Origin of the sequence: Bradyrhizobium huanghuaihaiense (assembly GCF_025200885.1) — a bacterium.
Taxonomy (GTDB): Bacteria; Pseudomonadota; Alphaproteobacteria; order Rhizobiales; family Xanthobacteraceae; genus Bradyrhizobium; species Bradyrhizobium huanghuaihaiense.
In genome coordinates this window covers 7633581-7653213 of sequence record NZ_CP104172.1, presented here as the reverse complement: position 1 = coordinate 7653213, position 19633 = coordinate 7633581, and the positions used below count along the sequence as shown (strand labels likewise).

General features: G+C 61.7%; 16 protein-coding genes and 2 pseudogenes. 11 read left to right on the top strand and 7 right to left on the bottom strand.

The annotated features are described in order from the left end of the window. Positions 1–6 precede the first annotated feature (6 nt). The 4 genes from N2603_RS36045 to N2603_RS36030 all read left to right on the top strand — a co-directional run bounded on the left by N2603_RS36045 (position 7) and on the right by N2603_RS36030 (position 7219). Entirely contained in the window at positions 7–4320 is a 4314-nt protein-coding gene (locus N2603_RS36045; RefSeq protein WP_260385878.1) for a strawberry notch family protein, read from the top strand. Further along, on the top strand, positions 4320–5381 hold the full coding sequence (locus tag N2603_RS36040; protein WP_260385877.1) for a DUF7146 domain-containing protein: 1062 nt from the start codon (positions 4320–4322) through the stop codon (positions 5379–5381). The genes N2603_RS36045 and N2603_RS36040 overlap by 1 nt, the downstream gene beginning before the upstream one ends. A gap of 329 nt (positions 5382–5710) precedes the next feature. Then, positions 5711–6634: a DUF2493 domain-containing protein gene (locus tag N2603_RS36035; protein ID WP_260385876.1), complete on the top strand. Its 924-nt coding sequence runs from the start codon at positions 5711–5713 to the stop codon at positions 6632–6634. A gap of 135 nt (positions 6635–6769) precedes the next feature. Beyond that, positions 6770–7219: a hypothetical protein gene (locus N2603_RS36030; RefSeq protein ID WP_260385875.1), complete on the top strand. Its 450-nt coding sequence runs from the start codon at positions 6770–6772 to the stop codon at positions 7217–7219. 6 nt (positions 7220–7225) lie between these two features. Here the strand turns inward: N2603_RS36030 and N2603_RS36025 are convergent, their stop codons facing one another. Beyond that, entirely contained in the window at positions 7226–7513 is a 288-nt protein-coding gene (locus N2603_RS36025) for a hypothetical protein (RefSeq protein ID WP_260385874.1), read from the bottom strand. Between the two features lie 282 nt (positions 7514–7795). On the opposite strand from N2603_RS36025, the gene N2603_RS36020 reads away from it, so the two are divergent. The 3 genes from N2603_RS36020 (at position 7796) to N2603_RS36010 (ending at position 9458) form a co-directional block, all read left to right on the top strand. Further along, positions 7796–8116 (top strand): DUF736 domain-containing protein, encoded by a 321-nt coding sequence (locus N2603_RS36020; protein WP_260385873.1) that lies wholly within the window; start codon positions 7796–7798, stop codon positions 8114–8116. A gap of 167 nt (positions 8117–8283) precedes the next feature. Further along, on the top strand, positions 8284–9009 hold the full coding sequence (locus N2603_RS36015) for a hypothetical protein (protein WP_260385872.1): 726 nt from the start codon (positions 8284–8286) through the stop codon (positions 9007–9009). A gap of 98 nt (positions 9010–9107) precedes the next feature. Continuing rightward, positions 9108–9458: a hypothetical protein gene (locus tag N2603_RS36010; protein ID WP_260385870.1), complete on the top strand. Its 351-nt coding sequence runs from the start codon at positions 9108–9110 to the stop codon at positions 9456–9458. A gap of 180 nt (positions 9459–9638) precedes the next feature. Here the strand turns inward: N2603_RS36010 and N2603_RS36005 are convergent, their stop codons facing one another. Continuing rightward, positions 9639–11210 carry a winged helix-turn-helix domain-containing tetratricopeptide repeat protein gene (locus tag N2603_RS36005; RefSeq protein WP_260385869.1) on the bottom strand — a complete coding sequence of 524 codons (1572 nt, stop codon included), beginning with the start codon at positions 11208–11210 and terminating at the stop codon, positions 9639–9641. Between the two features lie 170 nt (positions 11211–11380). Between N2603_RS36005 and N2603_RS36000 the strand changes: the two genes are divergently transcribed. The 3 genes from N2603_RS36000 to N2603_RS35990 are packed head-to-tail and all read left to right on the top strand — an operon-like array spanning position 11381 to position 14828. Then, a complete protein-coding gene (locus N2603_RS36000; protein ID WP_260385868.1) occupies positions 11381–12361 on the top strand; it encodes a tripartite tricarboxylate transporter substrate-binding protein in 981 nt (326 codons plus the stop codon). A gap of 58 nt (positions 12362–12419) precedes the next feature. Beyond that, positions 12420–13436 carry a methyltransferase gene (locus N2603_RS35995; RefSeq protein ID WP_260385867.1) on the top strand — a complete coding sequence of 339 codons (1017 nt, stop codon included), beginning with the start codon at positions 12420–12422 and terminating at the stop codon, positions 13434–13436. A 54-nt stretch (positions 13437–13490) separates the two neighbouring features. Next, complete coding sequence (locus tag N2603_RS35990; RefSeq protein ID WP_260385866.1) at positions 13491–14828, top strand: ABC transporter substrate-binding protein; 1338 nt, start codon at positions 13491–13493, stop codon at positions 14826–14828. Between the two features lie 36 nt (positions 14829–14864). Here N2603_RS35990 and N2603_RS35985 read toward each other — a convergent pair. From N2603_RS35985 to N2603_RS35965, 5 genes and pseudogenes are all read right to left on the bottom strand, one after another. After that, a pseudogene (locus N2603_RS35985) lies at positions 14865–16816 on the bottom strand (protein-L-isoaspartate(D-aspartate) O-methyltransferase). 86 nt (positions 16817–16902) lie between these two features. Beyond that, a complete protein-coding gene (locus tag N2603_RS35980) occupies positions 16903–17136 on the bottom strand; it encodes a hypothetical protein (protein ID WP_260385865.1) in 234 nt (77 codons plus the stop codon). Positions 17137–17146: 10 nt separating this feature from the next. Continuing rightward, complete coding sequence (locus N2603_RS35975) at positions 17147–17449, bottom strand: plasmid stabilization protein (protein WP_234683705.1); 303 nt, start codon at positions 17447–17449, stop codon at positions 17147–17149. Between the two features lie 41 nt (positions 17450–17490). After that, positions 17491–17697, bottom strand: a complete 207-nt coding sequence (locus tag N2603_RS35970; protein WP_260385864.1) for a DUF3072 domain-containing protein — start codon at positions 17695–17697, stop codon at positions 17491–17493. Positions 17698–18126: 429 nt separating this feature from the next. Next, positions 18127–18366 (bottom strand): annotated as a pseudogene (locus N2603_RS35965) (SDR family NAD(P)-dependent oxidoreductase); the annotation flags it as partial. A gap of 1029 nt (positions 18367–19395) precedes the next feature. On the opposite strand from N2603_RS35965, the gene N2603_RS35960 reads away from it, so the two are divergent. After that, the gene (locus N2603_RS35960) at positions 19396–19617 is read left to right on the top strand and encodes a hypothetical protein (RefSeq protein WP_260385863.1); all 222 of its coding nucleotides are present in this window, start codon (positions 19396–19398) and stop codon (positions 19615–19617) included. The last annotated feature ends 16 nt before the right edge of the window (positions 19618–19633 follow it).

Genomic DNA, 19633 nt, shown 5'->3' with positions numbered 1-19633 from the left:
CCTGCCATGACCGAATCTTTCCCAGGCGGCGCCGCGCCGCTCTCGATGCGTGCCCCTGCAAGTCTCACCTCGGCCGCCACCAGGGCCGCGCGACAGCTCTTGACCGATCTGGAGCGCGGCCGTCGCATCGATGCCGCCGTCCTGCGTGGTGCCATGGAGGCTGCCTTCGGTGCCTCGGACGCGTCCGGCGCCTGGAACTGGAAGACCGCCTATGACGTCTGCGAGGTGGCAACCGTTCTATTCCTTCGCAAGTTCGGCCCGGCCATGCGCGCGAGGGCGGGTTCGACCGCGGCGATGCTGCCGATGCTCGCCAAAATCGCGAGCTGTCTGCCGACCCATACGCGGCGTTCCGAGAACAGTCAGGCGTTTCAGCAGTTCTCGACGCCGATTCCGCTTGGGCTGGCCGCATGCACCGCAGCCAGGATCACGCCTGCCGATCGCGTGCTGGAGCCATCCGCAGGGACCGGTTTGCTCGCCATCCTTGCCGAACTCGCCGGCGGCTCCTTGATATTGAACGAGTTGGCCGAAGGCCGTGCGGCGCTGCTAGATCATTTGTTTGCCAACGTTGAGGTTACGCGGTTCGACGCCGCGCAGATCAATGATCATCTCGACGCGAAGGTCGTACCGAGCGTCGTTCTGATGAACCCGCCATTCTCCGCAGTGGCGAATGTCGATCGACGGATGGTGGACGCCGCTTTCCGGCACATCGCTTCGGCGCTCGCGCGTCTTTGCGACGGTGGACGCCTCGTCGCCATCGCTGGTGCGGGCCTTGCGCCGGATAACCCGGCGTGGCTACAGGCATTTGTTCGCCTCCAGGAGCGCGGGCGCGTCGTGTTTTCTGCCGCGATCGACGGTGCTGTGTACGCCAAGCACGGCACTCAGACGGACACGAGGCTGCTTGTAATCGACAAGTTGCCCGCCGCAGATCCGAAGGTCTTTCCCGCTTCGCCAGGCATGGCGGACGATGTTGCCACCTTGCTTGACTGGGTGACTAAGCACATGCCTCCGAGGCTGCCCGTCGCCACGCCGATCGTGGCCGACATCGTTAGGCGCCCTGCAATACCCCGATCGGCCGGCACCATTGCACCAAGCCCGTCGTCCACGTCGGGGAGCGCACCAGAAGGTGTGGAGCTTACGTACGAGACCGTCGAATGGTCGCCGCCCCAAGGCGCCCGCCTCACCGATGCTCTTTATGAGGAGTACGGATTGCAGTCGATCCGTATTCCTGGATCGTGCGCGCATCCCACCAAGCTCGTGCAGTCCGCCGCGATGGCGTCCGTTGCGCCGCCGAAGCCGTCGTACCGGCCGCACCTGCCTTCGGACCTGGTGGCAAATGGAGTTCTGTCGGACGCCCAGATCGAGAGCGTTATTTATGCTGGCGAGGCTCATTCCGAATTTCTGGCGGGCTCTTGGACGGTCGATGCGACCTTCGATCTTGTGGCCGCCGCGCCGGACGACGCCGAGAACGCCGTCCGCTTCCGCCGCGGCTGGTTCTTGGGCGATGGCACGGGCGCGGGTAAGGGGCGGCAGGTAGCTGGCATCCTTCTCGACAACTGGCTTAAGAGGCGCCGCCGTGCGGTCTGGATCAGCAAGTCCGACAAGCTGATCGAGGACGCGCAGCGCGACTGGGCCGCGCTCGGCATGGAGCGACTGCTCGTGACGCCTCTTTCCCGGTTTCGCCAGGGCACTCCGATCCGGCTTTCGGAAGGCATCCTTTTTGCCACCTACGCCACGCTGCGCACCGATGAGCGTGGCGAGAAGCTTTCGCGTGTCGGGCAGATCGTTGAATGGTTGGGCTCCGACTTCGACGGAGTGATCGTCTTCGACGAGAGCCATGCCATGCAGAATGCGGTCGGCGGCAAGGGCGAGCGCGGCGACCAGGCGGCCTCTCAGCAGGGGCGCGCAGGGCTGAGGCTCCAGCACGCCTTGCCGAACGCTCGCGTGGTTTATGTGTCGGCGACGGGCGCCACCACGGTTCACAATCTCGCTTACGCCCACCGTCTTGGCCTGTGGGGCGGCGCCGACTTCCCGTTCGCCACACGTGCCGAGTTCGTCGAAGCGATCGAGGAGGGCGGCGTCGCGGCGATGGAGGTGCTGGCGCGCGACCTCAAGGCGCTTGGTCTCTACGCGGCGCGGTCGCTCTCTTACGAGGGCGTCGAGTACGAACTCGTTGAGCACCAGCTGACGCCGGAGCAGGTTCGCATCTACGACGCCTATGCGGATGCGTTCAGTATCATTCACAACAACCTCGATGCGGCGATGCGGGCCGCAAACATCACCGGCGAAACCGGGACGCTGAACGGGCAGGCAAAATCGGCGGCCCGATCCGCCTTTGAGAGTGCCAAACAGCGCTTCTTCGGTCATCTCCTGACCTCGATGAAGACGCCGTCGTTGATCCGATCGATCGAAGGCGATCTCGACGCCGGCCATGCCGCCGTCATCCAGATTGTCTCAACGGGCGAAGCGCTGATGGAGCGCCGGCTGGCCGAGATTCCGACCGAAGACTGGGGCGACGTGCAGGTCGAAATCACCCCGCGCGAGTATGTGCTCGACTATCTCGCCCATTCCTTCCCGGTCCAGCTCTACGAGCCCTTTACCGATTCGGAGGGCAACCTCTGCTCCCGGCCTGTCTATCGGGACGGCCAGCCGGTTGAGAGCCGGGAAGCCGTCGCACGACGTGGCCGCCTCATCGAGAAGCTCGCCTCGCTCCCTCCGGTACCGGGCGCGCTGGATCAAATCGTGCAGCGCTTCGGCACCGACATGGTGGCCGAAGTGACTGGCCGATCGCGCCGGCTCGTCCGTAAGGGCGACCGGCTGATAGTCGAAAACCGCGCCGGTTCGGCCAATCTCGCTGAGACATCGGCCTTCATGGATGACGTCAAGCGGATCCTCGTGTTCTCCGACGCGGGTGGCACGGGGAGGAGCTATCACGCCGAACTGTCGGCCCGGAATCGCCGTCTGCGCGTCCATTACCTCCTCGAGCCCGGCTGGAAGGCCGACGCTGCGATCCAGGGGCTCGGCCGGACCAACCGCACCAACCAGGCGCAGCCGCCGCTGTTTCGACCCATCGCGACCGACGTGAAGGCCGAAAAGCGCTTCCTCAGCACCATCGCACGTCGGCTCGACACATTGGGAGCCATTACGCGCGGCCAGCGCCAGACCGGAGGGCAGGGCCTGTTCAGACCCGAGGACAATCTCGAAAGCCAGTACGGGCGCGATGCGTTGCGTCAACTCTACACCCTGCTAGTGCGAGGCAAGGTCGAGGGATGCTCGCTCGAGAGGTTCGAAGATGCGACTGGCCTGAAGCTGACGGACGCCAATGGGCTCAGGGATGACCTGCCGCCGATTACGACCTTCCTGAACAGGCTGTTGGCGCTCACCATCGATCTGCAGAATGTCCTCTTCACCGCCTTCGAGCAGCTCTTGACCGCTCGGATCGAGGGTGCTGTCGCGTCGGGCACCTACGACATTGGGCTGGAAACGCTCCGAGCCGAAAGTTTTGTCGTCGCCGACCGGCGGACCATCTATGTCCATCCGGGTACTGGCGCCGAGACCCGGCTGCTCACGATCACGCAGCGACAGCGCAACCATCCTGTGAACCTGGATAATGCTCTCGATCGCCTTTCCGATCATCGCGCTGTCCTGCTGATCAATGAGCGGTCGGGACGAGCCGCCGTGCAGATCCCAACGGCAAGCGTCATGCTCGACGACGGCGAGATCGAGCGCCGCGTCTGCCTGATCCGGCCTATGGAACAGCACAGGGTCCCCCTGACCATGATGGCGGAGAGCCATTGGGTCGATGCGGACCGTGAACGCTTCGCCGCAGCCTGGCTGGCGGAGCTTGCCGAGGTCCCCGAGTTCACGGAAAGCAAGATCCACGTCGTGGCCGGCTTGCTGTTACCCATCTGGAAACGGCTGCCGAATGAATCGACCCGCGTCTATCGGCTCCAGACCGATGCGGGCGAACGCATCATCGGCCGTAAGGTTTCTGCCGCGTGGGTCGCAAACGCCCTCTCGGCGGACGCGCCCACCCTGACGCCGGACGCTGCCTTTGCCGCGGTTATGGAAGGACGTACCGTCCTCGACCTCGCGGAGGGGCTCCAGCTTCGCCGCGTCCGGGTCATGGGCGCATATCGCATCGAGGTGTCGGGATTCAACGACACGATGCGCGATCGCCTGCGCGCTTACGGTCTCTTCGGGGAGATCATCTCCTGGAAGCTGCGGATGTTCGTACCCACGGACGCAAGCGGCGTCGGGATCCTGACAAAGGTGCTCGACACCTATCCGGTCGCGCGTGTCAGTCAGCGGGAGGCCGCGTGATGGCCTCCGACGCTTCCGAACTGGCACGCCGCCTCGCGCGCGAGGCTGAGGCAGTGTGCCGATACTATCTCTCCAATGGCAAGCGGGCGGGGCGATACTGGGTGGTCGGCGACGTCCACAACACGCCGGGCCGCTCGATGTTCGTGCGGCTCCAGGAATCGCCGAAGGGGCCTGCTGGCAAGTGGACGGATGCTGCGACCGGCGAACATGGCGACCTCCTCGACATCATCCGCCATTGTCGGGATTTGCGCGACTTCGGCGAAGCCGCCGAGGAAGCGAGGCGCTTTCTGAAGTTGCCTCGTATCGAGCAGCAAGAGGCTCCGAAACCCGTTCGTTCGGTGGCGCCAGCTGGATCGCAGGAATCCGCCCGTCGGCTCATTGCGATATCCAGCCCGATCGAGGGGACGGTGGTCGACACGTATTTGAAGCGGCGCGGAATAGCGCGCATCCACCATGGCGGCAGCCTGCGCTTCCACCCTCGTTGCTACTATCGTCCGGATGAGCATTCGCCGACCGAAATATGGCCGGCGATGATCGCTTGCGTCACGGACCTCGAGGGGCGGGTCACCGGAGCGCACCGAACGTGGCTGGATCCAGACGGCTTTGATCGCACTCGTCTCGGCAAGGCTCCGGTCCACACGCCACGGCGGGCCATGGGCCACCTGCTCGGCAACGCCGTTCGCTTCGGCGTGGTGGACGACGTGCTCGCTGCCGGCGAGGGAATCGAGACGATACTCTCGCTGTGTTACGTGCTGCCGACTATGCCTATGGCCGCGGCGCTCTCGGCCAATCACCTCACAGCCATGTTGCTGCCGTCTGGGCTACGACGGCTCTATATTGTCCGAGACGCAGATGCCGCCGGAGATGCCGTGCAGGCAACTCTCACTCAGCGCGCGGAAGACGCCGGCATTGAAGCGATTACGTTGTCGCCCCGGCTGGGCGATTTAAACGAAGACCTGCGCATCTTCGGTCTCGAGACCCTCCGAGCAGCGTTGCGGCTTCAACTCGTACCAGAGGACGTCGTCCGTTTCCTGCATCCGTCGACGCTAGCCGCAGAATAGGCCGGTGCTTCGATCGACGTTGATAGGTCGGTCATAACGAGGCCATTGCCGGACGAGGGCGCGACCTCGGCCTTCTAGAGGGCGATCGGACGGCAACCGGACCGGGCCGGCAATGGCTACGCCCGGCTATTTTCCGCCGCGCGCCGGCGATGCGCATACATAACAGCCATCAAACCGGCGCGCTTTGCATCGCGAAGCAAAATAGCCGGCCTCCGCCATCCTCCGCTGCCGCTTCGGCCCTTGCGGGTTCTGGCCCGCTCCGCCCGCCGTCTGAGTGATCGCCACGAAGGCCGCGATGGGCGCGGCCGATCCGGCAAAGGGTCCTTCCAATGACCGACCACGACGACAACGAACCGGCGCACACCTCTTCTCCAACTGACCATGTCCTCACCGAACTACAGCTCTTCGGCTACCGTCCCTTCGACGACCAGCCTGACCCGCGACCGCTTCCCGACGGCAAGATGATCGCTGGCGCTGTCGCCGATATCTTCGACGCCCTGGTCGCGACGCTGAGCGACACGCGGCTCGAGCCGGACTTAGGCGATCTGCTCTGGTCGACAGTCAACCTGTTCCATCGCGCCGTCGACCGCATCGAGCGTCAACTCGACGACAATGAACAAGCGCAGCAGAAGAGCCAGCGCGAGCAGAACGGCTCCGAGGTACGATCAGTCGAACTCGAGCGCCTCACGGCTGAAGGCATCACGTTGATCGAGCGCCGCAGCTGCCTGGAGCTTTTCCGCGACCAGGCCATCGAGCGGTTTGAGACACATACCGGCTCATTCTGGCGTCCGCGATCGGGCTCGCTGGTGAACCACCGCACGCTGACCGCCGCGATGATCGACTCCCGCGACTTCATTGCTGCCAAGCGCCGTGCCGAAATCGAGGTCTTGTTGCCCTCAGGACCGAAGATCGCACTCACCGGCGGGCTCGACTTCAATGACCATCACCTCATCTGGGACCGGCTCGACAAGGTTCACGTCAAGCACCCCGATATGGTGCTGCTTCACGGCGGCTCCCCTAAGGGAGCCGAACTGATCGCCTCCAAATGGGCCACGACCCGCAAGGTACCTCAAATAGCATTCAAGCCCGACTGGACGAAACATGCCAAGGCAGCACCGTTCAAGCGCAACGACGCCATGATCGAACTCCTGCCGATCGGTGTCATGCACTTCCCTGGCACTGGAATTCAGGACAACCTCGCCGACAAGGCGAAGCGGCTCGGCATCCCTGTCTGGAGGTTCGGCGGCGCGTGAGCGCCGTTCGCCGTCGATCATTGAAGCGGAGTGGCATGCGCCGCAACTCCGCCTCGTTTCGATCCTATGTCCAGGTTGCGCCGTGGTGGTGGTGGAAGGCGCGACCGCTAGACCTATGCACATGGAGCCACCGCCATGCTCGCCCTTGGGCTTGTTCTCAACATACTCGGAATTGGCTTGTTCTGCTGGGCGATCTTTGCGCTCGCTGTATATGCCCTGCCGTTTTTCGTCGCACTGAGTATCGGGATGACCGCCTTTCGGAGCGGCGCAGGCCTCATAGGTGCGCTGCTTATCGCGACGGCCGGCGGTGCGCTGACGCTCGCCCTCGGCCAGGTTGCCGTCGCAATTATCCGGTCCTTGGCTTTGCGCATCGCGATCGCGACGGCATTTGCTATTCCCGCCGCCGTTGCCGGCTATCATGTGGTGTTCGCCTTGTCCAAGATCGGGGTGCCTTCGTTGGCTTGGCGTGAGGTCTTCGCTTGCCTGGGCGCGGTTTGCATTGGCGTCACGTCATGGACGCGCTTGATCATTCTGGCAGAGACCCGCCCGTTCGAGCCGGGTGGGGTGGCGGAGAGTCCGTCCTAACCAGTCTTACGGCCGGAAGGCCCGGGGGGTGTCCGTACCGCCTTCATCGTCGAAAAGGTTGACGTAGATCGGCGCGCTGAACGGGAGACGATCGAGACCCGAGCGCGGGAGAGGCAGTCCTCCTCGGAGCTCCTCGATCAAGCCGCTGGCATTTCGGTCTGGCTCACGCAGCCCCGGCGGAGCGGTGTTGACTCGATCCGTTCTGGGAGACGATACCGCCCTTTGCAGCAGATTTTTTCTCTTTCTGCGCTGAATCGTTCCGACCTCTTGTTCATCAAAACCGAGATAAGCCACGTCTTCTCCCGAGATTGCGGTTCAGCACGCGGACGCACGTGGCCTCGTTGATGGCTTGATCTGGCCGAAGACCGGCTTCGCCTCGATCGTCTGAGCCGCAACGCCGTTGCTGCGACTTTCTTCCCCTGGGCTTTGCCCATTCCTCGCGAGACAAGAAACTCGCCACAACGACGTCCTCCGCTGCGCTCCGGCCCGACCGGGTGCGTCGCCGATCGTCCTCGGCCCTAGATCGCCATCGAGGCCGCGATGGTCGCGGGCTCGAAACACAACGGGAGAAGTGACATGGCTAACATCGGTTCTTTCAAGAAGGTCGGTAACGAATTCCAGGGCGAGATCGTGACCCTGAGCCTGAAGGCCAAGGGCGTCCGCATCGTAGCCGAGACCAACCGATCCAACGACAACGCTCCCAGCTACCGCATCTATGTGGGTCGCGCGGAGATCGGCGCGGCCTGGTCGAAGCGCTCCGAAGAGGGGCGCGACTACCTCTCGCTCAAGCTCGATGACCCCTCGTTCAACGCGCCGATCTACGCGAACCTGTTCGACGACGAAGGCGGTGAAGGCTACACCCTCCTGTGGTCGCGGCCGCGAAAGAATGGCGAGTAGGCCCACTCCACCAAGCCCCGTCCGGTCCGCCGGGCGGGGCTTCTCATTCCAGGCATCATCAATGGAAGGGAATAAGCCACCGATAAGGAAAATGTAAGCCGCTCGTAAAGCGCACTGGGCCGAGCTTCGGCAGTCTAGGCAGGCGAGAAAACGCGGCGGAGGCGACAATGAGTGCTGCCACCTACGACTCTGATAGAATGCGACAGGCGGCTGCATCTCCAAGATGGAGTGCCAGCCTACTTGTCTGCGGTGCGCTTGTCGTCGCGTTCCCCAACGCTGCTAAAGCCCAATGCTCGCCGCAGGATGTCCTGCGCAATCGCCTGGCGCTCAAGGGGGCTCCGCCGGCCCGCGGCGCCCGGACTTCATTCAGGTCCGCTGCCGACGTTCCTATGTGGAAGAGGATTACTGTCGGGACGTTTGCGGATTTGGCCGCCCTTCGCCGCGCGATGAGTGCACTGGGCTGCGGTGTTGGGAGTTCGGCTGACGAGATTGTCGGCCGGCCGAGCTTTATCCTTAGTGAGAAGAAAACCGAGGTCGAGCTTGTTGTCGTATCGCCAGCTGAACTTGGCTTTGAGGGCAAAACGGCAACGCTGGGGAACATCTATGCGCGCGCGCAACTGCTGGGCCTCCAACTTGCCCCCGCCAAAGTCGCGCCGCAGCTAAGGCTTCAGTATTTGGATCAGCCAATCGGCGAGTTTCTAATCATGGCCATGGAGCCGATTAGGACATGGGCCGGTGAACCGATCATCCTAACAGTTGCCAATGGTGGAGCGAGCCTCATTCTGATCGTCCAGGACGGCAGCGACGATTTGGAAGTACCGGTGATGTCTCATTTTGTATTTTCTCGGCCCGGTACATTCGACCCTGCTGAGCCTGCAGCATTCGCTCGATAGCCGCGTAAACCGGATTTTGTCGCGCTTCCGATCTCAGCATAGGCGGGAGCAGACAGCAGGTACGCGCTAGCGCGCTGCAACATCGTACAGAGGAAGCAATGTTCACGAGAATATATGCAGCGCTGATGGTTTGCCTGATTGCGTTGGCGACACCGGTGCTCGCTCGTGATGATGGGCGCTACGCCAACTCGCCGCTAAAGTCATGGTTCGAAAGCCTGCAGAGTGACTTTGGGCAGTGCTGCACGAATGCCGACGGATACATGGTCCTTGACTCGGATTGGGATTCTAATCGCGGACATTATCGCGTCCGCATCGAAGGCGAGTGGGTCGTGGTTCCTGACGGCGCGGTCGTAAAGGAGCCGAACCGTGCCGGGCCGACAATGGTATGGAAGCATTACATCGACGGCCACCCAGGGGTTCGTTGTTTCATGCCCGGCAGCATGACCTGATGCCATGCTCAAGGACGTAAGGAGGCTAGGCGGGCAAGGCGTTGGCTAACTCGTGAACGGCGAAGTGCAGCCTCGCGGGGAGGGCAATTCTCGGCGGAAGATCCGCGTGGGGTGGTGAGTCTGAGCAACAGTAGAAGTTCGCAAGATCGAGTTCCCAGCCCCCAATTGGCTGCTTACCATTCACTTCTCGCGAAGTCCTGCGTTGCGCAAACCCTCGGCTATCCGGATCCGCTGTCCGAGACAGATCGGATTGTCTGTTGGCGAACTGGCGTGGAATTGGGCGATGCTGAAATGGGGATCGAGAACGAGGCCCGCCTGCAACGAAGCCCGCGCTTCCTCGATCCGCCCGAGATGCGCCAGCGCCGCGGCCAGATAGAAGTGAACGAATGCCGCGACATTCCGGTTGTTCTCGATCGATCGCTTGAACCAGTTGACCGCAGCCTCATCGGCGGCAAGATATGACTGCGCGACGCCCGCGGTATTCATCCAGCTGGATGCCCGGTTGTCTCGGGGAGACAGCCGAAATGCATTCATGATGCAGGCTTCGGTTTCCTCAGCCCGGCCTAGATAGCACTTGCCAAGTCCAATCCACGCGTGAGCGGCGGCCAGATTTCGATCCAACGCCAAGGCGCGCTCGCATTCGGCGATACCCTGGGCGGCGCGCTTGGAGAAAATCTGGGTCACACCCACGATGCAATGCGCCATCGCATGATCTGGCGTGTGTGCCAGTATCTCGGCCAGGGACGCCTCGACAGCCAACAGGCGCGCGGTTCGGTCGCTGGTCATCATGGACGTGGCCCGCATGGCATCCACGAATGCCATCCCAACCATTGCCTCAACGTTGCCGGCATCCAGGCAGAGAGCCCGTTCGAAGAACTTGCGCGCTTGCGCCAGGATAGTGGGGGCTCCTCCCCGGTTCACACTGGCCATGCCCTGGAAATACAGATCCATTGAATCGGGAAGTGGCGCCCGCGCCGCCCGGCGGGCCTCGGCGGTGGCCAATTCCGTTCCGAGCTGGCCCGCAAGGCGCGCACCGATTTCGTCCTGCATGTCGAAGATATCGGCGATCGGCTTGTCGAATCGTTCGGCCCAGAGATGATTGCCGGTTTCGGCATCGATGAGCTGGACGTTGATGCGCATGCGGTCTCCACCCCGCTGCACGGAACCTTCAAGGACATAACGAACGCCAAGTTCGCGACCGATCTGCTTCAGATCGACATGCTTTCCCTTGTAGGTGAAAGCAGTGTTGCGACCGATCACGAAAATACCGGCCATGCGTGATAAATCCGTCGTCAGGCTCTCGGTCACGCCGTCAACGAAATATTCCTGATCGGGATCAGGGCTCAGATTGGCGAACGGCAGAACGACAAGTGAGGGTTTGTCAGGGACGGAGAACGCGGGTCTCGGCGAACCGCTCGCGATGGTCGCGTTCGCCGGATCGGGCATTTCATGTACCGTGCCGACGAAACGGAAGCCCTTGCGCGGAAGGGTCTTGATGAGACGTTGCTCATCGCCGGAGTCACCAATGGCCTTCCGCGCTGCATTCAAGCGAGTGGTCAGAGCCACATCCGAGACAGCGCGGCCTTCCCAGATAGTGCGTATGAGGTCGTCCTTGCTGACGACGCGCTCCCGATTGTCGATCAAATAGCCGAGCAAGTCGAACACTTGCGGCGCGATGGCGATTACATCCGTCCCGTGACGTAGCTCGCGCCGATCGGTATCGAATGAAAAATCTTCAAAGAAATAGCGCACGCCACTTCCCCGCAACTGCTATAAATCATCGATGTTCTTCTACCCGAGCGCAAGAATAAGCTGATGGTAAGGAAAAAGTAAGCCGGAAACCAAGCCAGCCCATCCCCGCCGTGGTACATGCAAACGTAGAGTGGGGGCCGAGGCATCAAACCGCGGTGAGGAGACAGTTGATGATCACACGTCGTGATTTATTGACCGTGGCGGCGGCTGGCGTCGCGTTCTCCGCCGCGACCATCGCGAAGCGGGCCATCGCACAACAGCTTGCAAGAACCGCGCATATATTGTCGGGTTTCACGCCCGGGCTGCAGGACGCCCTGGCAAGGCTCGTTGCCGGCCAGATGAAAGATTATGCGGAAACGATTGTAGTCGAGACCCGGCCGGGTGCAGGCGGTCGTGTCGCGGTGGAGGCGGTGAAAGCGGCCGACGCCGACGGATCGGTCATGCTGCTGGCGCCGCTTGGATTCATGATGTTGTTTCCGCACGTCTACAAGACGCTCAGATACCAGCCGCAGGATTTCACCCCGGTCTCGACAATTGCCTCGACCCCGACATTGCTGACGGTCGGTTCGAAGGTGCCAGGCCAGGTGAAGACCCTTACAAATTTCGTCGCTTGGTGCCGCGCCAATCCGAAACAGGCCACCTACGGCACGCCGGGTGCCGGGACCACCCTGCATTTCCTTGGTGCGATGCTGGGGCGCACTGCGGGCTTCGATTATCTTCACGTACCCTATCAGGGCAATGGCGCGATTCAGGATTTGCTCAAAGGCGAGATCGCGTCGGCGATCATGCCGGTCGGTAGCTCGCTCGGCCTCGTCCAATCCGGAGATATTCGGGCCTTGGCCACCACCGGCCCGCGCCGCAGCCCATTCGTTCCCGCGGTACCGACGGTGAGGGAAGCCGGCTATCCAGCGCTAGAGGACCTCACATGGTATGGGTTCTTCCTTCCCGCGAAGACGCCGACCAACATCGTTGAAAAGCTCAATACCGTCATCCAGGCGGCGCTACGCACCGACGAGGTGAAGTCCGGCATGGGAAAATTGGCGGTCGAGCCCGACGCGATCGCCATGGGAGACTTTGCCCGGCTGATCGCATCCGAATCCGACCGGTGGAAGGCGATCGTACAGGCAACCGGCTTCGCCCCGACCGATTAGAAGCCCGGAGATCGGACCGACGGAAGTTGTTTCGGTTTAGGAACCATCGGGGGAACACATGAGCCAATCAGAATCCATCCATGATCTCGTGCAGTCGCATCGCATCACGGCGGTGATCTATGTGGCGGCGAAGCTCAATCTCGCCGAGGCCATCGGCGAAGATGCGAAATCGGCCGCCGAGCTCGCCGGGCTGGTGTTCACGGACGAGCGCGCGCTACGCAGACTGCTCGTTGGCATGACAACTGTCGGCCTCTGCAAGCAGGTCGATCGGGACCGATTTTCCTTGACCGATCTTGGGCGGCAGCTCGACGGCAGCGCCGATCAATCTTTCAAGGACTGGGCTCTGTTTGAGGGCGAGATCCTCGTGCAATCCTGGAGCGGACTAATCGATTCGGTTCGCACCGGAAAAAGCGCAACCCAGCTCCGGGGAGAAGGCGACGACCGCTATGCCGCGGGAGGCAATTCGCCGGAATGGATCGCTCGGTTCAACGCCGCGATGGTTAATCTCACGCGGACTGTGGTTCCTCAGATCGTTGAGGCCTTCGACTTCTCGACCGCGCGTGTCGTCCTGGATGTGGGTGGGGGCACCGGCGAACTGCTCGGCGGCGTGCTGCGCCACCACCCCAGTCTTGAAGGGATCGTCTTTGACCTTGCACGCTGCGAGGAAGGGGCACGGGCACATTTCGACCGTCTGGGTATCGCAAATCGCTGCCGCTTCGTCGCCGGCAACTTCTTCGAAACGGTGCCATGCGGCGCCGACACAATCTTATTGAAGAGCATCATCCATAATTGGAAGGACGATCGTTGCAGGACCATCCTGCGCAATTGCCGGGATGCACTTCCATCCGGCGGCAAGCTGATCATTGTCGAACGGATCATGCCGGAGCCTGCCGTGGCCGACCCTGAACACCGTTCGCGCGCTATGAGCGATCTCAACATGTTGCGGGGGACCGGCGGCGTCGAACGAACGGAATCCGAATACCGCACCCTGACTGAGTCTGCCGGCTTCGTTTTTGCCAAAACGTCTAGTGCCGGTGCGTTCAGTCTGATCCAGTTTGAGAAGGTCGCCAGCTGATCTCGGATAATCTAAGGGCATCGCAAAGCCGATTTCTCCGTTTGGAGGGAAACAATGTCACGCAGAATATCGCGACGACAATTTGCGGCAGCGACCGCCATGTCATCTGTTGCCTTCTTCGCGGCGCCTCATGTGCGCAGTGCTTACGTTGCCGGCAAACTATCGATAGGTCTCTGGGATCATTTTGTGCCCGAGGCCAACAAGGCGTCGGGCGATCTCATCCAGGAATGGGCTGCGAAGGAAAAAGTCGAGGTCCAGATCGATTACATTACAACCCAGGGCAACAAGCTCTTGCTGACCATCGCCGCCGAAGCGCAAGCGAGAGCTGGCCACGACATTCTCGCGATGTCGACGTGGCGGCCTCACACGCATGCCGAGCAGCTCGAGCCGGTCAACGATATCATGGAGCCGATCATCAAACAGAACGGTGAAGTTAACAGTGTTGTGCAGTATCTCGGCCAAGTGAACGGCAGGTGGATGGCCGTTCCGGCCACGGCTGGTAGCCAAATCCAGGCTTCATGCTCTCGCATCGACCTGATGAAAAAATACGCCGGCATCGACGTGCAGGACATGTATCCGGCCGGAGGACCGCCGAGAGCCGACAATTGGACAACAGAAACCTTCCTGAAAGTAGCAGAAGCCTGTCACAGGGGAGGATTTCCCTTCGGCATCGGATTGGGAGAGACGATCGATAGCGTGGCTGCTGCCGGCGCATTCTTCCAGTCATTCGGGGCACAGCTGGTCGATGCCCATGGCAAGATCACAGTCAGGACCGATGAAGTACGTCAAGCGCTGGAATTTTACAGGAAGTTGATCGGGCTTTTGCCTCCCGATGTAGCGGCGTGGGACGATGCATCCAATAACAAATGGCTCATCTCCGGCAGAGGAGCGCTGATCATGAATGCGCCTAGTGCCTGGGCGGTGGCGAAACGAGATGCGCCACAGATCGCCGCGCAATGCTGGACCCACGGCTTCCCGGCAGGTCCGAAAGGCCGCTTCGCGCCGTATCTGCCCTTCTTCTGGGCGATATGGGAATTTTCCAAAAACAAGGAAGCCGCCAAGAGTCTCCTCGTTCATCTCTCACAGCCGTCATCGATTGAGAGAATGGTGGTTGCAAGTGGAGGCTATGATCTTCCGGCCTACGAGAAGTTCACGACGTTGAAGATTTGGGCGGAAGCAGAGCCGCCCAAGGGCACCCTTTATCACTACCCCAATCCTTACAATCATCAGAAGCTCTCCATCGCGGCTTCGCCGGCTCCGCCGAAGATTGCGTTGCAGATCAATGTCCAGGCGACGCTAACCAAGATGTGTCTCCGTTACGCGCAAGGTGAGGCGGTGGAGAGGGTTCTCGCCTGGGCGGAAGGCGAGTGCGAGGGCTTCATGCGGACCTGAAAAGAGATGGCGTGCACTTAACGCAATGGAACCGCTCTACGGCGCGTTCCTGCGGCCTGACAGGGCGTTCGTCTCGTCGAACCATAGGAACGCATCGAATTGCTGAGGCATGGACGCTTCCGCGTAGTGGCTTTGCAGCTCGGTGTTCGGCCGGTAGATGACGCCGATGAAGCGTTCGAGGCGCGGCTCGAGCAAACGACGGCGAAGGCTTTCGTCTCGGCGGAATTCGAGCAGGCCGCGCGCCACACCGGCATCGTGAAATTGCCGTTCGTAACTGTCCGGCCGAGAGGGTCGAACCTGCATCACTTCCATCTTGCCGTCCCAGTCCGACGCTGCGGCAACGGTTCCGGTATGGGTGCGGAATCCGATCAGGCACGCTGCGTCGGCAAACTTTTCTCGACAAAGCTGACCAATGTTGAGCTCCTCGCGGACCGCTCCCATCTCGGTGAAGCGGGCGTCTCCGATATGGGAATTGTGCGCCAGACCACCGCCTTCGATCGGGGCCCTTGCGCGTCCAGGATATGGCCCAACGTCTCGAACATGTGGGTGTCGCGCAGATTCCAGGATTCGGCTCCGCCATAGTACATGATCCGATAATACCGCTCGGCCGAGGCGACCAGCCGCGCGTTCTGCGCCGCGTCCAGGAAGCTGTCCGGGTCGCTCGCGGCGTAGTCGAGTTGCTTTCCCAGGATGTCCTGGCACTGGCGGATGACCTCCGCCTCGCATTTCCGGTAGCCTTTGGTCAGGACGGCACGGCCGTAGGTCGAAGGTTCGCGCTGCCAAGGGGTCAGGCAACCGTAGCGTTCTCGGGCCACAGCGGCTGCTTCAGGATCTACGCTGTCGAAGTAGGAGAGGACCGCCGCGATCGAGCTTCGCATGTTATAGATGTCGAGCCCGAAGCATGCGGCCTGCTCGCCTACCGGCTTGCCGTCGTTGTGTTCGCGCATCCACTCGACGAAAGCGGCGACATCGGTGTTACGCCACATCCAGGTCGGGAAGCGTTCGAACGGCTTCTCGTCCGGGCCGCGCGACCCTCGATGGCGAACATAGCGGTCGATCGCGGCGGCATCAGGCCAATCCGCTTCCACTGCGACGGTCGTGAAGCCGTGCTTCTCGATCAGGTGTCGCGTGATCGCGGCTCGGGCCTGGTAGAACTCCGACGTACCGTGGCTGGCTTCGCCGAGCAGGACGACGCGGGACTGCGCGAAGCGATCGAACTGGGCACCGAAGCCCGGATCGCGGAAGGAAGGCAAGGGTTCGACGGCGGCGCCGATCATCTCGGTCAGCGAGCGGAAATGCGTGCGTCCGGGGATGTGGTTGCTGGCGGAACGCGTGCCGTCCTCGGCCCATCCCTGCTCCCCGATCAGGGGCACGAAGCGGACGGCCCCGAAGGTTTCTTCTTCGTATTCGGTGTCGCTCCAGCGCGTGATCCGCAGCAGCGACTGTTCGTGTTCGGAATCACCGACCGGAATGACGAGGCGCCCGCCGATAGACAATTGCCGCTTGAGTGCATCCGGCACGATGGGACCGCCGGCGGCGACCAGGATCGCGTCGAATGGCGCCGCTTCGGGCAAGCCGCGGGTGCCGTCTCCGGTATGGACGATGCAATTGTCGTACCCGAGCGCCGCAAGCCGCCCAGCGGCGATCCTGGCCAGATCTTCATGCCGTTCGATGGTGTGGACAGTTTTGGCGAGCCGCGACGCGACCGCCGCGGCATAGCCCGAACCGGTTCCGACTTCGAGCACCTTGTCCGGCGGCTTCAGTTCGGCCGCTTCGGTCATCAGTGCGACGATGTAGGGCTGCGAGATGGTCTGCCCGTTCGCGATAGGCAGCGCACCGTCCTCATAGGCGAACTCCTCCAGGCCGGATTCCACGAACCGCTCCCGAGGAATCTGCTTCATCGCGTTCAGAACGCGTCGATCGCGGATTCCGCGGCGTGCGAGTTGAACGTCGACCATGCCGTGGCGAAGATGTGAAAAATCGGTCATGGCAACCGATCCAACGAATTACGAAGGTGCCTGGAAGCGCATGCGCAAGGCCATCAACCGTACCGCCGGCCGAGACTCTGCCGGTTTTACAGACGATCGCGGAGCTCGGTCACACCTTCCTCCTGGGCGCAGTGGTCGCAGCAATAATACGTGCCGTTCTTTTCAAGGCCGTGTCCAACAATGCGCGTTCCGCAATGTTTGCACGTCGGGGCCAGGGCATGAATTGCGCACTCAAAGCTATCGAACGTGTGCGCCTGGCCGTTCATCGTCACCTGAAAAGCTTTGTCATAGTCATTGCCGCAGGTTTCGCATGTCGACATTATGCCTCCTTCACGCCGCACGGCGCTTGCGAGTTTGAGCAGCTTTCTTGGCTGACTTGGAACGTTCAGAGGCTGGGCGGCTGGCGGACGCTTTTCCGCCAAGCCTGCCGCCCTTGCGGGACGGTGAAGTGTCTTCTTCGGTGCCTCTGCCGGACCCGCTCTTTTTGCCACCATGGGTTTCTTTGTTTACGGTTGCCCAGGCTCGCCGTTCGGCTTCCTTGTCGGGAACGCCTCGAGCTTCGTAACCTTCCTCGATGTGCTCGGCCTGTCGCTTCTGCTTGTCGGTGTAGCTTCGTTTGTCTCCGCGTGGCATCACGGCCTCCTTTGACAAAATCGCCTCTTGTTCTACTGCCGCTATTCAACGCCAGCCCTCTTGCGCATTTCTTCAATGAGCTTGGACGCCTGCGCCTTGGTGAGGTCCTTCCCGACCGTGAAGGGCTGGTGTGCTTGTTCTGACAGGGTCTGCAAGTAGGATGCCTGGGCGTCAGTCATCGGCTCGTCCCCCGACACCCAATCGTCGGGGTCCTTCTTAATATTGGCAGCGGTTTCCTTGGTGCTCATGGGCGTTGCCTTGCGCTAGGAACGGTGAAGCTCACTGACGCTAGGAACGGTGGAGTTCTCTGATTGTTCCTATTTCGAGTGACAAATCCAGACCGATTCGGCAATCCCGATGCGATCTTGAATGTGGCGCCCGCTGAGAATCGGCCCTTGCGATACTCTGTGGACACGAAGGATCGCCGGGCTCCTGCCACCTTCCCAACCGCCTCGCTACCTTGGAAGTGCGGGAAGCTCTCTCCAATGGCGTCCAAGGCGAGGCAAGGCAGCGCATTCGTAGTGCCGAAGCGCCGGCTTCTGCGATCCGTCGTGCGACGCTGCGCGTCAGGGAGCGGATGATGCAGTTTCGCCGGTCAACGAGATTGGCTGGCGGCGCGCGGATGATGCCCCGGTTGGGCTTCGGAGGCCCACGCTCGCTCTCCACTTGGGCGCGGTGGCGTCTTCATGCTCTTCGAGGTAGGCGATCAGGATGTCCGCGCCCTCGCGAGCGAAGGCGATGGCGACGGCTCTTCCAATTCCACTGTCACCGCCCGTGATAATGGCCCGTTTGCCCCGCAGACGGCCCGAGCCCTTGTAGCTGTTCTCGCCGTGATCCGGACGCGGATCCATCTTCGCGGTCGAACCGGGCATCGGTTGGCTCTGACTGGGGTACGGCGGCTTAGGATAGTCGGGCATTGTCAGAGCGGTCTCCACTCGTCGAGAACCCGACAACCGCCTGGCAATGCCCAAGGTTCCTAAGCAGTTGCCGACCGTCCCCGCCGATTACCGCTCGCGAAGCGCTTGCGCACAGGCGCGCCCGGCTTCCGTCGCAACAATCGAGGGTCGCCCGATCTGCATAGAGCGCCAGCAGGTCCTCTAGACGTTTGGCCCGGTGGCGCTTGCGCTGTGCCCACATTCGCGCTCGCCCGATCTTATCGACGATCCTGATCCAGATCAGTATCGGATGACAAGGCGCCTCTAGATACATTTCACCTGCTTCGCGTTCGCAAGGTGGAGCATCGTGCAAATGGGGCGTGACGATCTACATAGCCGGGCTTCTGATTTGATCAAGCGGGGGTTAGGTCTTTTTCGTTCCACGAGAGCACAGCCTGCCGCTGTCCACGAGCGCGGGCTTTGACGAAGGCATTGTCGAGCTGACCAGTCTGCGGACGCCCTGTGTCCTCATCGAACGCTTCCAGGCCGGCTTGAAACGGCAGCTCTCGTCGGCGGAAAACGCGCGCTCCATTCAAATCTGGGGTGCTGGGCGTGGTGCGGGCCGGCGGACCGGTCGCGGCCGGCGACAGCGCGCGGGTTCGGCTGCCGTCCTCTTCGTTTCGCGCCTCACCGGCCTTGTAAGAGCGCGGTACCGAATCGAAGCTCGTTCGGTTGACCGGACAGGCATGGCCGCAAGGTAACGGCGGTACGCTTGGGGCTGGGGGATCAATCGACAGTCCGGGACTATCTAAGCCGCCGCGCCCAGCTGGCGGCTTTTTCTTTGGCCTCGATCTTTCCTTCCCCGCAACGCCAGATTGATCTCCTCGAGCAAGCGTGGGTCAGGAATTGCCGCATCGCAGAAGTGCCGATACCTAGCGGATATTCCCTGTGCTTAGCAGGTGAACCCGCCTACTTGAGCGGGAGGAGCCACGTTTTCCTTAAAGGCGTCCCTTATTAGGAACGAGCTCTCGACTTCGACATTCCATTCGAAATGCAATCGGGAGCCTCAGCATGGCCACGCAAATCGTTATGGATCACAGCGGCGACAGCCGGCACTTTTTCGACAACTCCGAGGCAGATGCCTTGGCAGAAGCAGAGAGGTTATTCCTAGAATTCACCAGCAAGGGTTATACTGCGGCGGTGCGGACAGACCCTGGCGAGGTAACCAGGATCACCACATTCGATCCAGCGGCGGAAGAGACATTGTTTTTCCCGCGGCTTGTGGGTGGGTGAGCACAAGTGAAGAATG